At 49.9% G+C, this 14,137-nt stretch carries 16 protein-coding genes; 8 read left to right on the plus strand and 8 right to left on the minus strand.

Annotated elements, in window-relative coordinates:
- Positions 1-3: 3 nt before the first annotated feature.
- Positions 4-213: a DUF3906 family protein gene (locus JOE45_RS08555; protein ID WP_210020598.1), complete on the minus strand. Its 210-nt coding sequence runs from the start codon at positions 211-213 to the stop codon at positions 4-6.
- A 190-nt stretch (positions 214-403) separates the two neighbouring features.
- Between JOE45_RS08555 and JOE45_RS08560 the strand changes: the two genes are divergently transcribed.
- Entirely contained in the window at positions 404-847 is a 444-nt protein-coding gene (locus JOE45_RS08560) for a peroxiredoxin (protein ID WP_210023363.1), read from the plus strand.
- A 66-nt stretch (positions 848-913) separates the two neighbouring features.
- Here JOE45_RS08560 and pfkA read toward each other — a convergent pair whose 3' ends face one another.
- From pfkA to JOE45_RS08580, 4 genes are read right to left on the minus strand one after another with little or no spacing between them, the layout of a single operon-like run.
- Entirely contained in the window at positions 914-1,879 is a 966-nt protein-coding gene (gene pfkA / locus JOE45_RS08565) for a 6-phosphofructokinase (RefSeq protein WP_210020597.1), read from the minus strand.
- Between the two features lie 48 nt (positions 1,880-1,927).
- Positions 1,928-2,953 carry a tetraprenyl-beta-curcumene synthase family protein gene (locus tag JOE45_RS08570; protein ID WP_210023362.1) on the minus strand — a complete coding sequence of 342 codons (1,026 nt, stop codon included), beginning with the start codon at positions 2,951-2,953 and terminating at the stop codon, positions 1,928-1,930.
- A gap of 47 nt (positions 2,954-3,000) precedes the next feature.
- Complete coding sequence (locus JOE45_RS08575; protein ID WP_210020596.1) at positions 3,001-3,597, minus strand: hypothetical protein; 597 nt, start codon at positions 3,595-3,597, stop codon at positions 3,001-3,003.
- Positions 3,598-3,633: 36 nt separating this feature from the next.
- A complete protein-coding gene (locus tag JOE45_RS08580; RefSeq protein ID WP_210020595.1) occupies positions 3,634-3,951 on the minus strand; it encodes a hypothetical protein in 318 nt (105 codons plus the stop codon).
- 166 nt (positions 3,952-4,117) lie between these two features.
- On the opposite strand from JOE45_RS08580, the gene JOE45_RS08585 reads away from it, so the two are divergent.
- The 3 genes from JOE45_RS08585 (at position 4,118) to JOE45_RS08595 (ending at position 7,624) form a co-directional block, all read left to right on the plus strand.
- Entirely contained in the window at positions 4,118-5,482 is a 1,365-nt protein-coding gene (locus tag JOE45_RS08585; protein ID WP_210020594.1) for an MATE family efflux transporter, read from the plus strand.
- Positions 5,479-6,672: an MFS transporter gene (locus JOE45_RS08590; RefSeq protein ID WP_210020593.1), complete on the plus strand. Its 1,194-nt coding sequence runs from the start codon at positions 5,479-5,481 to the stop codon at positions 6,670-6,672. Before JOE45_RS08585 ends, JOE45_RS08590 begins: the two co-directional genes overlap by 4 nt.
- A 283-nt stretch (positions 6,673-6,955) precedes the next feature.
- Positions 6,956-7,624, plus strand: coding sequence for a nitroreductase family protein (locus tag JOE45_RS08595; protein WP_210020592.1), 669 nt, complete (start codon positions 6,956-6,958; stop codon positions 7,622-7,624).
- 96 nt (positions 7,625-7,720) lie between these two features.
- On the opposite strand, the gene JOE45_RS08600 is transcribed toward JOE45_RS08595, so the two are convergent.
- Positions 7,721-7,876, minus strand: coding sequence for a YebC/PmpR family DNA-binding transcriptional regulator (locus JOE45_RS08600; RefSeq protein ID WP_245246818.1), 156 nt, complete (start codon positions 7,874-7,876; stop codon positions 7,721-7,723).
- Between the two features lie 244 nt (positions 7,877-8,120).
- A complete protein-coding gene (locus tag JOE45_RS08605) occupies positions 8,121-8,318 on the minus strand; it encodes a cold-shock protein (RefSeq protein WP_210020591.1) in 198 nt (65 codons plus the stop codon).
- 408 nt (positions 8,319-8,726) lie between these two features.
- On the opposite strand from JOE45_RS08605, the gene JOE45_RS08610 reads away from it, so the two are divergent.
- Entirely contained in the window at positions 8,727-8,960 is a 234-nt protein-coding gene (locus JOE45_RS08610; RefSeq protein WP_210020590.1) for a hypothetical protein, read from the plus strand.
- A gap of 286 nt (positions 8,961-9,246) precedes the next feature.
- Complete coding sequence (locus tag JOE45_RS08615) at positions 9,247-10,053, plus strand: TerC family protein (protein WP_210020589.1); 807 nt, start codon at positions 9,247-9,249, stop codon at positions 10,051-10,053.
- A gap of 85 nt (positions 10,054-10,138) precedes the next feature.
- Here JOE45_RS08615 and JOE45_RS08620 read toward each other — a convergent pair whose 3' ends face one another.
- Positions 10,139-11,818: a thiamine pyrophosphate-binding protein gene (locus JOE45_RS08620; RefSeq protein ID WP_210020588.1), complete on the minus strand. Its 1,680-nt coding sequence runs from the start codon at positions 11,816-11,818 to the stop codon at positions 10,139-10,141.
- Positions 11,819-11,910: 92 nt separating this feature from the next.
- Between JOE45_RS08620 and JOE45_RS08625 the strand changes: the two genes are divergently transcribed.
- Together JOE45_RS08625 and pepF are read left to right on the plus strand one after the other, a co-directional pair.
- Positions 11,911-12,102 (plus strand): hypothetical protein, encoded by a 192-nt coding sequence (locus JOE45_RS08625; RefSeq protein ID WP_348632508.1) that lies wholly within the window; start codon positions 11,911-11,913, stop codon positions 12,100-12,102.
- 227 nt (positions 12,103-12,329) lie between these two features.
- Positions 12,330-14,120: an oligoendopeptidase F gene (pepF, locus tag JOE45_RS08630; protein WP_210020586.1), complete on the plus strand. Its 1,791-nt coding sequence runs from the start codon at positions 12,330-12,332 to the stop codon at positions 14,118-14,120.
- Positions 14,121-14,137 lie beyond the last annotated feature (17 nt).

The following is a 14,137-nucleotide window of genomic DNA, read 5'->3' on the forward strand; positions in this document are numbered from 1 at the left end:
AGTTTAGCTGCGTGTGCTCTCGATGACATATCCGGCACCTTTGACCGCTCTCTTTTTCTCTATAATGCTGGCTTCAAGCACTTCCGGAGTGCGTACAAAATGGCGCACAAGCAGCTCCTCTAACCCGTCGAACGCCTGCTCATCGTTTTCTGCCATCACGACGAGATGAATCGGTTGCTCTTTTAACTCGACTTCCATTTTGTAAATAAACATTGCTGGTTTCCCTCCCGGAACGAAAAAATGACTGATTCACCCATCCTACCGAAAACGGCTAAAAGAAGCAAGCTAAGCTAACGTCCAAACGTACGGCGTCTTCCTTGCAACCGTTCACGGCTATCCGCTACAATGAGGTTACCTGCTTTACATCTTTACTTGATGCTGCAATGATTAGGGAGTGATTGTTATACTGGCTGTAGGTACAAAAGCCCCGTCCTTTTCGGCGGAAAGCACGAAGGGCATGATTCAACTCGAAGACGAGTTGGGCAAACGACCAATCGTTCTCATTTTTTATCCTAAGGACGAGACGCCCATCTGTACGAAGCAGCTATGTGCTGTCCGCGACTCCAAGGCTCACTACGCCAAGTACAACGCGTTGGTGCTTGGGGTAAACCCCGGGTCGCTGGAGGAGCATCACCTGTTTGCCAACAAATTCATGTACGACTTTCCGCTCGTCACGGATCGGGATGAAAGCATTCGGAAGCAGTACGATGTTGGGCAAACCCTATTCGGACTTCTCGGTCAACAGCGCATCGTTTATGTCATCGGCCGGAATGGAACGATCGTATACGCCAAGAAAGGCAATCGTCCTACCGCTGAAATTTTGGAAGCGCTGGAGCTGCAGCCATAGTTGATGAAAAAAAATAGGCATTCCCTCCCCTTTATCCGGAGAGTGAATGCTTTTTTTGCTCCATGATTACTGTGAAAGACGTTTCGCTAGCTCGTAGAGCTCCATGTTGAATTCCTTCTTGGAATTCACCACCAGATCAATATCCGTTACGGCCAGCTCACCCTTGAAAATGCCGCACGCTTTGCCAGAGACTCCCTCCAGAAGCTTGCGCACCGCGAAATCGCCAAGGTTGCCCGCCAAAATCCGGTCGTTATGCGTCGGCGTTCCGCCTCGCTGAATATGCCCAAGTACCGTCACGCGCGGCTCAATGCCGTTGCGCTTCGTAATTTCCGCAGCAATATCTTCTCCTTTGCCGACACCTTCAGCTACGATGATGATACTGTGACGTTTGCCCATTTTGAAATTCTCGGACATCCGGTTTGCGATCTCATCAAGATTATACGGAACCTCCGGTACCAGTATCGTCTCGGCACCGCTGGCAAGACCCGAATACAATGCAATGTCTCCGCAATGACGACCCATCACCTCAACGACGGAGGAGCGTTCATGCGAGCTCATCGTGTCGCGAATTTTGTTGATGGCGTCCACTACAATACTGACGGCCGTATCAAAGCCGATCGTAAAATCTGTGTAAGGAATGTCGTTATCGATCGTGCCCGGCAAGCCCATCGTTTTGATCCCAAGCTTGCTCAGCTTGTTAGCCCCCTGATAGGAGCCGTCTCCACCGATGACTACCAGGCCGTCTATCCCCCGCTTGCGCAGGTTATCCGCTCCGAGCTGCTGCCCTTCCGGGGTCAAAAACTCCTTACAACGGGCCGTCTGCAGAATCGTGCCGCCGCGTTGAATGATGTCACCCACGCTTCGCAGATCCATTTCACGAATATCATCGTTTATGAGCCCAGCGTAACCGCGTTGAACGGCGAATACCTCCAGACCGTGAAACAAGCCGCTGCGCACCACAGCCCGGACGGCTGCGTTCATCCCTTGCGAATCGCCACCGCTTGTAAGTACTGCAATTTTTTTAACCGACATGATGATTCCTCCTTGTTGATTAAGCACACCATAAATATTTCGACATCGTTACGAAGTTTTGCGAATCCAGATGCTATTAATGAGGAAAAACATCCGCATTAGCGGGCTGTCCTTCATCAATTGCCTGGACACTTGTTTGACCTGCCGCTGCTTGCTGACCTTCGGATCGGACAGGTAAAGCGCAAGAAGACCCTCGATGATCATCCGGTGAAAGGGCCCATGTTCCAGCCGTACCGATTTATGCTTGGCCTCCGTTACGATGAGCGCAATCCGCTCAACGGCTCTGTCCATATTGTCGTAATAGCTGCAAAAATTAAGGTCGCCGCCCACTACGTCTTCTTCCTGGTCAATCAAATAGTCGAGTAAAATATGCAATCCGCAAATATACGGAAAGTATGCGTCACGGATATTCCGTACGGTTCCCGGACAAAGACGGGGTTCAGACGCCGCCAGGAACAGCATAAATACGCCCAAGGTAGATCCCGTCGCAGCGGCGAATTCATTCCATCCGATGGAGGGATAACGTTCCCGGTGCAGCTCCCACCAAGACAGCAGCGCTTCCTCGCGCAAAGGCTTGGCCATATGTTTATACACTTGAAGATCGCAATACAAACCGACGAGCTCCCGAACGGAAGAGGCTGCCGGCGCATAGGACGGAAGCAATCGAATGCTAGCTTGGCATGTTTTGACAAGCTCGTTCAAGTAGCCTCCGTCGTCCCGCTCCTCGCGAAATTCGTAATAATCGTGCAGCGGCTCCGCCGGATCTACCGCATCAAGCATCGACTGGTGCAGCCGCCGAAAATCGTTAGGATCGAGCGAAGTGCTCCGATCACACAAATTATCCAAATAATCGCTGATCGTTTGATAGGCAACAATCAATGGAATGAGCATGTGCCGCATAGACAAATTCGCCGCGGCATACACGGCCCCGCCTTCACAGTGAAATTGCTTTGAGCGTAAGCTGGCTAGCGCCTGCTTACGCAGCTCCGGATCCGGGATCTCTTCGGCCTTGGAACGCCAATGACCAAGCTGCTCCCTGACACCGGGAAGAACGTAGCGATAGACGCGGAGCATCAGCTGCAGCGGGTTGCGGGGGACTTGGGGACTGCGTTTCACGGAAATCAGAATAACACTCCTTCTCCGCCGCTGCGGACATACCCATAGTGTAGGAGCTTACGCATTTCGAGCCATTGTATATGCCTCAGGAGTTCTTCCCCATGCTCGTCATTAGCCTTCGTAACTTGATACTCCACCAGATCCACAAACTGGGCCGGATCGTAGCCTTTCCCCGATGACCATTTTTCCAGCTGCTGCTTGAGCAGCTCGCTTTGGACATCATCCAAACCCGATTGCCTTATATAAGCAAACGCCTCTATTGCCACATCATCGTAAATCGGATGGACGCCCGCCATGCGAATCCAATACTTCGCATTACTGTAATCACCCTCCATCCGGTGCATGATGGCGTGCCAATAGCTTCCAGTCGGCGTGTGAATATCCTGGGAAATGGTATATGATGGATCCAAACTTTCATTAAACAAATGCAAGCCTGCTTTGACAGTAAGCGCATAGGAATGTCGTTCGCCTTCGAATCCGTCCAGAGAAAGCTTCGCAATCTTGACATCCGTCAAATCGTCAAGCTCCTCCGTAGGATACAGCGAAGGCTTGTGAATCGCCAGCTTCGCAGCAAGCCTGTAGAAGCTTTCAGTCCAACTCAAGCTCCAACCTCCTCATATCCAAGCGAATGGGATATATTAGTGATGAGCTGCTCCCACGGCCATGTCCTGATGAACCCTAAACCACAGATGAAGTTCATTGATCGTACTGGCCAGCTCCGCTATTTCACTGTTTAATCGGCAGGAAACGGCAAAATTATCTTCCACATGAAGCTGATCCTGCTTGGCGATGATCATCGTCTCCAGCCGCATGATGCGATCGGGGATCATGCCACGGATGACCTCCCAGCGCAATAGGATATCCGCTTGCTCCTGTTCACTGTAATCTTCAAAATCCTTCTCCAATTGAGGCAGCGGTATACCGAGTCGCTCATCCATTATAAAATCGTAAGACATCTCTGTTCCACCTTTCTATTCCGGAATCACCGCAAAAGGCGCTGACAGTTTATCTATAATAATGTATCATGAACGCTCCACTGCTTCCAGTGGAAAAACAAATTTTTCTCCCCTGCCACGCCGGTTCGTGATATAATGTGTGACATGTGAAAAGAGGGAAGCCTTCATGAATGAATCGGAACAAGCTCGCATCACGTTTCGGCAGCTGCTCGCATTCTTCCTTCCGCTCGGATTTTCGGCGAGCTTGGTAACCATTTCTCATGTCATTATTAACAGCACTTTGGCGCGTTCAGCTCAACCAGAACTCATCATTGCCGCTTACGCTTTGCCGATGAGCATTCTGGGTATTACCGAGAGACCTGCCGTTCTTCTGCGGCAAACCTGTTCGGCGCTCGTTCGCGACAGACAATCGTTCCGGGCCATGTCGCTCGTCGGCTTCTATGTGCTTGGCTCCGTATCTCTTATCGGTCTATTCATCAGCTACACCCCTGTTGGCCCATGGGTGTTTTTGCGTTTGTTCGGAGCGGAGGAAAGCATGATCGGTCCGATGATCGAGGTGTATCGTGTGCTGATGTTTGTCAGTATTTTTTCAGGCATCCGCTGCATTTTTCACGGTATCATCATCTATAATATGCGCACCAAGTGGCTAACCATCGGCATGCTTATCCGTTTGGTCGGCATGTACTCGCTCTCGCTGTACTTTATACAGACAGGGGTCACGAGCGCAACGGTCGGCGCAATCCTCTTCCTCAGCGGGATGATGATTGAAGCGGCTGTCAGCTTTTGGGAAGGCCGTTCTTTGCTGCGTAAGGTTATTCCGGAGAAGCTGCCTGAGCATCCTATTGAGAAGCCTGCGCAAATCTTCGGATTCTATAAGCCGCTGTTGTACTCGTCTTTCATTGCGGTCATATCGGGACCTGCGATCAACGCGTTTCTTGGCAAAACGACGGATATTCAACTCTCTATCGCTGCCTTTGCCATTGCAGCCAGCTTAACGCAGCTCGTTATAAGCTTTTTTACTTATGTGCATCAGCTCGTATTGAATTTTTACCGCAAGGATCCGCGGATGGTGCTTCGCTTTACGCTAATGATAGCTTTGATCCCAGGCGTGCTGCTCGCCGTATTGTCCTACACCCCCGCCGGTCCTTGGTTCATGGAGTATGTGATGGGTGTGAACGAGAGGCTGCTGCACGCGAGTCTTTCTACGCTCCGTGTATTTATGATCATGACCCTTATTTTTCCTTGGCTGGATTATGGGAACGGGCTGCTGATGCTGCACGGTCAAACGAAGGTGATGGTATGGTCTCAGGCTGCAAACGTATGCACAACCTTGTTGGCCTTATTTCTGTGCATTGCACTTAGTCCCGCTTGGAACGGGATGATCGGCGCCTTGGCACAGTCTCTCGGTATAGCTGCAGAAGCTGCGGTCGTATGGTACGTCATTCGGGAGACGTTCAAGGCGCAGGGGAAAATACCCGGACCGCCGAAGCCTTTTGCCAGAAACACAAAAGAATTGAGTGAAAACGTATGAATGCACCATTATCCAAAGGTAACGGAGCCCTGCTTCGCTCTTTTACCTTTTCTTTGTATACGACGGTTGCCGTCATTACTTCGTATTTTCCGCTTTACTTTTTGTCCAAAGGCTATTCAACGCTTCAAATCGGTCTTCTGTACTCTGTCGGACCCATGATCGGCATTGTCTCTAATTTGTTCTGGGGCGTGATGAGCGACAAATGGCAGACGGTGAAAAAAATCCTGATTGTGGTTCTGATCGGACAGTTCCTTACCGCGGCTTTCATATTCCGTGCCGACGCGTTCGGACTGCTTATGGTGCTAATGGGGCTATTTTTCTTTTTTCAGTCCCCGATGAGTTCTCTGAACGACAGTCAGATCCTGCTGACCATCAAAAACACAGGAAAAAGCTATGCTTCCATACGGGTTTGGGGCTCCATCGGCTTTGCCGTCGCCTCGCTCGTCTTCGGCATGCTTCTTAAAGAATTCGGTGTTGATCTTACCGCATCGTTAATTGTGGCAACCATCGGCTGCTCCCTACTTCTGTCCTTCAGGCTGAAGGACGCCCGGCAAACGGGCTATAAGAAGCCTGATTTCTCTGGGCTTGTGCCAATCATCACCTCCCGCTCATTTCTGGCGTTCTTGCTCGCAGTGCTTGTCGTGTCCGTGGCCCACCGGTTCAACGACGGATTTTTGGCCCTTTATCTGCAGAGCCTCGGTGCCGATCAAACGATCGTTGGTTGGTCTTGGCTCGCTTCCGCGGTGAGCGAGATCCCTATATTCTTTTGGCTCAGCAAGCATGGGCACAAATACAAGGAACTTCCGCTTCTCGTTCTTTGCTGTTTTGTTTATGTAGCCCGTTTTTTTCTGATGAGTATTGTCGATAACCCCCTGTGGGTCATTGCCATTCAATCGATGCATTCGATCTCATTCGGGATCTTCCTGTTCACCGTTATACGCTATATTCAAAATGTAGTTCCCGACCAATTCCGTGCGAGCGGTCAAGCCGTATTTGCTATCACCTGGTCCGGACTAGCCGGTTTGATCAGCGGGGCTTTGGGCGGATGGGTCTTTAACTCCTGGGGACCGCACGCCATGTATACCTTGGCGTCTGCATTGGCATTTGTCGCCATGCTAGGCTTCCTGGCGCTTCATCTTCGAACAAGAGGCCGTACGGCCCTTCATGATTTGGATAAGAGTTCCTCCTGATATTGCAGGGACAGCCGTTCCGGTATTCGTTTATTGCTTAGACAACCGGGCGGTTTTTTTATGATCCAAGCTTAAAATTTTCTTAAGCCCTACCGCCATTTGAAACTTATATCGGCATGGAGACGCCCGTGAAGACGGAGATCGTCGGCGGAATCAGTGAAGGCGAGACCGTTGTGCTGCAGTTATGTTGTCTTTTCCTCATACGGACGGTATAATAAGGGATAACTTTTTAGTACCAAGTACTAAACATAGGGCTTGACCAGATGGAGAGGATGAACCAAACATGACTGACCACATCATGACATTGCCTTACCAGGATTTCAAATCGATACTGCTGGACCGCCGCAGCATTCGCAAATATACAGAGCAATCTGTCTCCGTTGAAGATATTCGTGAAATTATCGATTGTGCCAGATATGCCCCGAGTGATACGAACTCGCAAACCTGGGAATTTATTGCCGTGATAAATCGGGATAAAATTAAAGAAATCGAGCGGATCACCTGGGAGCAGCTGCATAGTAGAGCAGCGGAAGCCGAACAACGCGGTCTCTCCAGGGAAGCGCGTCTACTGACCAAGTCCTTCGGACCCTATGCCACCGCATTCTCTAATGCACCGGTGCTAATCATCTGCTTGGCTACGCCTTACAATTCCAAGTTTCGCGAGCGAATTTTCGATCCGGTGCAGTTGGTCGATGATGCCGTGTGGGAAGAAGAAGGAATCAAGAGCAGCTGTCTGGCCACACAAAACTTGATGCTCGCCGCTCATGCCAGAGGCCTCGCCACCTGCCCGATGACCGGACCGGTCCTGCTCGCCGGGGAGCAGCTCCGCACTTATCTAGATATTCGCCCGGAGTGCCAGATCAATATGGTGATCGCGCTTGGGCATCCCGCAGAACGCCCTGCCAGGCTCGCACGGAAAGAAATCGACGATATTCTTCGCATTGTGGAGTAAGGCCCGTAGCCCTCTTCACTTCTACACACAAGGTTCTTGGAATATTTTCATTCCAAGAACCTTGTGTGTTTTCTTAGGGTCTAGCCGAATCGGACATCAGCCTAGCTTCGCCATCTCCTCTTCATCTATCTCATAGTTAGAATAAACGTCCTGCACACTGTCAAGATCGTCAAATGAGTCCATCATCTTGAGCAGCTTCTCCGCATTCTCTTCTTCGACCAGAACGGTGTTTTGCGGAATCCAAGTAACCAAAGGGATAACCGAGTGAACTCACAAAAAAAACGGTTCTTGGAATTCATTCCAAGAACCGTTCTTATTGGCTTGTTGTCGTGGCACTAACCTATAAGAAAACTACCTATACATGAAAGGAGCCACCGTAGAACAGTGGTACGTTTTCTTGCGAAATCAAGCAGCGAGTACTAGAAGTCGATCGTTTTGATTTCCAGAGAAACTATATCATGCTAACCCATAATGGGCTTTTAAGTTAGTTTTAAGCTTACAGTTTATGAACGTTAGCCGCTTGAGGACCACGGTTTCCTTCAACGATTTCGAATTCAACAGATTGGCCTTCTTCCAAAGTTTTGAAGCCGTCGCCTTGGATTGCCGAGAAGTGAACGAATACATCTTCGCCGCCTTCAACTTGAATGAATCCGTAGCCTTTTTCTGCGTTAAACCATTTCACTGTACCTTTCAATGAAAACAACCTCCTAGATATATCGCCATCAAGGGCGAATGCTTAAATTATATCACCCCTATAAGGATAAATCAACAAGCCGAAATTTATTCAATGCCATTTTTCAACAACTAATAATTGGTTAGATTCGGGTATAAAAGGAAGCCGCGGTTTCATCCGCATCATCTCTGTCTCCCCATCAAGCTGTTTCAGAAGGCGTTCAAGGAAAGGATACCTCTCCCACCCAAGCGTAACTAAGGGATACAATCGCACCTTCTCCGGCACAACGCTGAAGCGTGTAACTGAACTTACCACACCCGAACCAGGGGCCTTATTGTTTTCTTCTCCTTGATTTTCCCTTACAGCTAAGGTATCATTTCGCGAATAGACGGTATTCAAATATATCATAATAGAACGGAGCTCTTAGTGATGATCAAAAAACACACGATTTACAAAAAAGACAAATGGAACATGCTGACGGTGGAGGTTAACGGGAAACAATTGATCCTTCGTGAAATTTCTGAAGAGTGGGGAGAAGATTGCCATACATTCCTGAGCCGACCTGAGATGATGCATTGGGTACACGAGAGATTCCCCAAAGACCGTTTTGAAGGAACAGAAGAAGAATATGATGCTCTGGTTGAGGCTTTCCGTCAAGTATAATTCCATATTGCGACATCAAACCGACAAAATTAGGCTTGACTTGCAGCTTGTCCACTCGTTATAATGAGGGCAATTACATAAGGGTGTCCTCCAAAGGGGAGTAGCTGTCACAATAAAGTCGTCAGTTCGGGATTTCGACAAAGCCCCGGCTTTATTGGCAACGAAACGTTGTTAGCAAGACCTTTGCCTATCGCGGTAAGGGTCTTTTTTGCCTAAAAAGACCTTTACCGCATCGGTAGAGGTCATTTTTGTGTAAAACTACAGGACGAAGGAGTGGTGCTTGGAAATGGACTTTTTAACAGCGGATTATCTGATCAAATTGTTGAACATCATTTTGATCGATTTGGTGCTCGCGGGGGACAATGCTATCGTTATCGCGTTGGCCGCCCGGAATCTACCGAGACAGCATCAAAAGAAAGCGATTATTTGGGGAACCGTAGGCGCCGTTGTGATTCGGATCGCGGCTACAGTGGCTGTCGTTTGGTTGCTGCAGCTTCCTTTCCTCTTACTGATCGGAGGCATACTGCTGGTATGGATCGCGTATAAACTACTAGTAGATGAAAAGGATCATAACATTGAAGCGAAGCCGCAGCTATGGCCTGCAATCCGGACAATCATCATCGCCGATGCTGTCATGGGCTTTGACAATGTCATCGCAGTAGCAGGCGCAGCACACGGCAGCTTTGACTTGGTGGTTATCGGTCTGATCATCAGTGTCCCAATCATGGTTTGGGGCAGCACGCTGTTTATTCGATTGGTGGAAAGATTCCCAGTCATTATTACTATCGGTGCTGCGGTTCTCGCGTACACAGCGGGTTCCATGCTGACGAGCGACCCTTTTGTCAAAGGCTGGTTTGAAGAAAATCCTGTAATGAAATGGACAATCATCTCCGTTGTAGTAATCGGAGTAGTTCTGGGCGGTTACTTGAAGAAGATGTCGAAAAACTTCATTTCTATTAATGAACAAGGACAACTAACGATTCCTGAAAGCATTGAGAAGGAAGCGCACATCCAAGCGAATGACAGCTTTGAGGCAAAAGTCGATGATAAAGGACGAATCGTATTGGTGAAAGTCGCCAAATCCGAGGGATGATTACATGATAATTGAAACAACCCGGCGGGATTCATTCCGATGCCGGGTTGTTTTTAATTTGTAGAACAACGTATGCACAAGCTTGTTATATTTTCGTATGCGGAACGGGAATGCAAGCCGTGCTGACTTCGATCAGGGCTGGCTTCCCCCCCGATAAGGCTTGGCGCAAGCAGGACTCGAACTCTGCGCCGCTCGCCGCTCGATAGCCCATGCCTCCACATGCTTCTGAAATCTTCGCGAAATCCGGATTGAGGATCGCGCTGCCTGTGGTATTCATACCCGAGATGTCCATTCGGTGCTTCTCCATCGCATACGCTCCATTGTTCATTACCACCAATACAATCGGCAGCCGCTGTTCCACCGCGGTCTGGAACTCCATCAGCGTCTGAATGACACCCCCATCTCCGGCGATCGCGATGACCTGCCGATCCGGATGAGTCAGCTTTGCGGCGATGGCAGCAGGCAGAGCAAAACCCAGCGTGCGCCAACGGCCGGAGACAAGAATATCCTGCATCGGCTTAGCTTGAAAGATGCGGTTAAACCATAGCGTATGTTCTCCGGTATCCACAGCCAATATCGCGTCCTCTGACGCTTGCTCCGCAATGATCTTCATGAGGCGTTGAGGAGGAACCGGACTACCGTCCTCCCCCGCTTCCTCCTCGATTCTCAGCTTCCAGCTGTCGCACACCTCGCGAATCCGGGCCTTCCAGACATCGCGATTCCTTACGTCCGCTTGAATCAGTCTCGCCAACCTCGGAATAATTTGTCCCAGATCACCAACAACACCCTTGTACAGAGAATGCCCCATGCCAATCGCCTCTCGATTGATGTCAATCTGGACAATCCGTGCCTTCACGGGAACATAGTCTTCCGGCCACCAGGTTGCGCCAAGCATCAAGATGAGATCGCTCTCCGCCAGAAGCATGCTGGCCGACTCGCTCCCTGCTTGTCCCAAACCGCCTGCATAGAGCTCGTGATCGTTCGGAAACTGCGGACGTGCAGGCAGCGTAGTTACAACAGCGGCAGACAGATTCTCGGCCAGGCCCCGCACCGACGCACCCACCTGCCGCGCTCCCCTGCCGATCAATAACAGTGGACGTTCCGCGGCTTCCAAAAGCCGCGCGAGCTCGGCAATTTCCTGTTCCGGTGCTGCAAGCGGTTGGTGCAAGTGGTCGCCGTAAGGCTTGACTTGCCCTTTCACCTTAGCTGCGTATAGATCTTTCGGTATGGCCAAATGCGTCACCTTGCCCTGCACTAGGCCTTGTACGAGTGCCTGCCCCATCAGCTCAGGCAAAGCGTCAGGATGGGCCACGAGTTCAGAGCGTCCAGCCACGGCTGCGCTCAGCTTCTGCTGATCTACGTACTGCTTGGAATGCGTACCGATGCGCGGCGTATCCACCTGCCCGGACAGAGCAAGCACCGGTGAACGGTCCATTGCGGCGTCCGCCATCCCATTCAGCATATTGGCAAGGCCTGGGCCGCTCGTTGCCAAACAAACCGCTGTCCTCCCTGTTAATTTGGCTTCAGCGGAAGCCATCAATCCCGCGCTGCCCTCATGACGGCAAGGAATGTAACGGATCGCGTTCTGTTTTCCCAGTTCATCCAATAAGCTTAAATTGGCATCGCCAATCACCCCGTATACCCGCTTGACCCCCCAAGCTTTGAGCTGCTCCAGCACATAGCGGGACACCGTGTATTCCGCTATCTCCGAGGATCGTCCCGCATTCACAGGAGGCTCTGCGTTATTTACCATGGCTGTAGACATCTATCCTATCTCCTCCTTCCTTATTTCGGCTATATCTTGCCCTATGGAGGCGCAGGAATTTCAGCCTTTGTGGCGAAACTACTTAGCAAGAGGTGATATTTTTGAGCAATGCCGCATCCGTCGTGACGTTCATGATCTTGTCCTTCTCTTTGGCGCTCGTATTAATCATGAAAAAAGATACGCTGCCCCCTGGAGTGAAACGCCCTCTCGCGATCATCGCGCTGGTGTTGGTTTCTTTTTCCTTCGTGCTGCTGATATTCAGTTTTTTTGCCGCAACCGCATAAAGGAATTAGACTTCTTTCCATGATTTTCATATACTAATATTTAAGCCACGCTCCGGTCATACTAACGAATGATTTCCAAACCGACCCCTATTTTCCATGGAGCGTGAGCGGATTTGCGAACTATACCTTTGCTGTTATGCGGCTTGCTGGTTTCCAGCTTGCTGAGCGCATCCGTGATGCAGTCGGATGCAGCGGCTAAATCACATCATTTGACAAGGAGGGCTCCTATGAATCAATTGCCTAAGCGTAATGAAACACCCTTGGAACACCGGTGGAACCTGGAGGACCTTTTTCCGAACCGACAGGCTTGGGATAAGGAATATCAGTTGGTGAAAGAAGCCCTGAAAGAAATCGGGCGTTTTGAAGGCCAGCTTAACGACCCAGCAGCAATTAAACAATGCTTCGAGCTCGAGGATCGAATTTCCCTACATACCGAAAGACTGTATGTGTACGCCAATATGAAGCATCATGAAGACATGGCGGATCCTACATATCAGGCCTTATCCGATAAATCGAAAAAATTAAGCGTTGAAGCCAGCGAAGCGATGTCATTCATTTCCCCGGAAATTTTGAGCCTGTCGGATGAACATTTGCACAAGCTTGTTGAGAATCCGGAGCTTTCCTTTTACAAGCGTACGCTTGAAGAAATGATCCGGCAAAAGCAGCACGTGCTTAGCAAATCCGAAGAAGCGCTGCTGGCCCAAGTGGGCAATCTGTCGCAAGCTCCGGGAACGATTTTCGGCATGCTCAACAACGCCGACTTGAAATTCCCCATAGTGGAGAACGAGCATGGCGAAGAAATCGAGCTCACGCAAGGAAGGTATATCCAATTCCTCGAAAGCAAGGACCGCAAGGTGCGAAAGCAAGCTTTTGAGACGATGTATTCCACCTATGCCAAACAGAAAAATACGATCGCCGCAACTTTAGCCGCGAACGTGACCAAAAATATTTTCTATTCGAAGGCGCGCAAATATCCTTCTACCCTTGAGATGTCTCTGTTCGGTGACAACATCAAGAAGGAAGTGTATACGAACCTAATTGACGCAATCCACGAATCGCTGCCACTGATGTACCGCTATATGGAGCTGCGCAAAAAGCTGCTGAAGGTAGACGAACTGCATATGTACGACCTGTTCGCTCCGCTTGTTGAAGAGTACAAAATGGATATTTCGTACCAAGAAGCTACACAAAAGGTCAAAGAAAGCTTGAAGCCGCTCGGCGACGATTATTTGAACGTCCTGCAGGAAGGATTCAATAATCACTGGATCGATATTTACGAAAATGAAGGCAAGCGCAACGGGGCCTACAGCTGGGGAGCTTACGGGACTCATCCTTACGTGCTGCTGAACCATAAAGACAATCTGAACAGCATGTTTACATTGACCCACGAAATGGGCCACGCGCTTCATTCTTACTTATCTGATGCAAATCAGCCGTACCGTTACGCGCAGTATACGATTTTCCTGGCGGAAGTCGCCTCTACGCTTAACGAAGCGTTGCTGATGGACTACATGCTGAAAAAGTCGACGGACAAGAAAGAAAAAATGTACCTGCTTACGTATTACATGGACCAATTCCGAACAACCGTATTCCGTCAGACCATGTTTGCCGAGTTCGAGAAAATCATTCACGAGAAAGCGGAGCAGGGCGAATCGTTGACGCCCCAGCTGCTCAGCCAAATTTACTACGATCTGAACGTGCTGTACTATGGAAAAGACATGGTCGTAGACAAAGATATCGAGATGGAGTGGGCACGGATTCCACACTTCTACAACAGCTTCTACGTCTATAAATACGCTACCGGATTCTCTGCGGCCACCAGCTTTGCCAAGCAAATTCTTGACGAAGGCGAACCGGCTGTGCAGCGCTACCTTGGCTTTTTGAAAAGCGGCGGCAGCGATTACTCGATCAACATTTTGCAACGGGCCGGCGTGGATATGTCCTCCCCGGAGCCGATCAAGCAAGCGATGAGCGTATTCAAAGATCTGCTCGAGCAAATGGAGGCGCTGGCGAAGTAAGCATGCGCTGCGGGCTG

The organism is Paenibacillus sp. PvR098, from assembly GCF_017833255.1.
In the GTDB taxonomy this organism is placed as follows: domain Bacteria; phylum Bacillota; class Bacilli; order Paenibacillales; family NBRC-103111; genus Paenibacillus_G.

What these genes read in the sequence shown, in the direction of transcription:
- JOE45_RS08615 (WP_210020589.1), top strand. Translation starts at nt 9,247, where the DNA reads ATGGACTTTTTAACAGCGGATTATCTGATCAAATTGTTGAACATCATT.
- JOE45_RS08570 (WP_210023362.1), bottom strand. Translation starts at nt 2,953, where the DNA reads ATGCTCCGCGTCTATCGCTACGTTCTTCCCGGTGTCAGGGAGCAGCTT.
- JOE45_RS08580 (WP_210020595.1), bottom strand. Translation starts at nt 3,951, where the DNA reads ATGTCTTACGATTTTATAATGGATGAGCGACTCGGTATACCGCTGCCT.
- JOE45_RS08595 (WP_210020592.1), top strand. Translation starts at nt 6,956, where the DNA reads ATGACTGACCACATCATGACATTGCCTTACCAGGATTTCAAATCGATA.
- pfkA (WP_210020597.1), bottom strand. Translation starts at nt 1,879, where the DNA reads ATGTCGGTTAAAAAAATTGCAGTACTTACAAGCGGTGGCGATTCGCAA.
- JOE45_RS08585 (WP_210020594.1), top strand. Translation starts at nt 4,118, where the DNA reads ATGAATGAATCGGAACAAGCTCGCATCACGTTTCGGCAGCTGCTCGCA.
- JOE45_RS08555 (WP_210020598.1), bottom strand. Translation starts at nt 213, where the DNA reads ATGTTTATTTACAAAATGGAAGTCGAGTTAAAAGAGCAACCGATTCAT.
- pepF (WP_210020586.1), top strand. Translation starts at nt 12,330, where the DNA reads ATGAATCAATTGCCTAAGCGTAATGAAACACCCTTGGAACACCGGTGG.
- JOE45_RS08620 (WP_210020588.1), bottom strand. Translation starts at nt 11,818, where the DNA reads ATGTCTACAGCCATGGTAAATAACGCAGAGCCTCCTGTGAATGCGGGA.
- JOE45_RS08610 (WP_210020590.1), top strand. Translation starts at nt 8,727, where the DNA reads ATGATCAAAAAACACACGATTTACAAAAAAGACAAATGGAACATGCTG.
- JOE45_RS08590 (WP_210020593.1), top strand. Translation starts at nt 5,479, where the DNA reads ATGAATGCACCATTATCCAAAGGTAACGGAGCCCTGCTTCGCTCTTTT.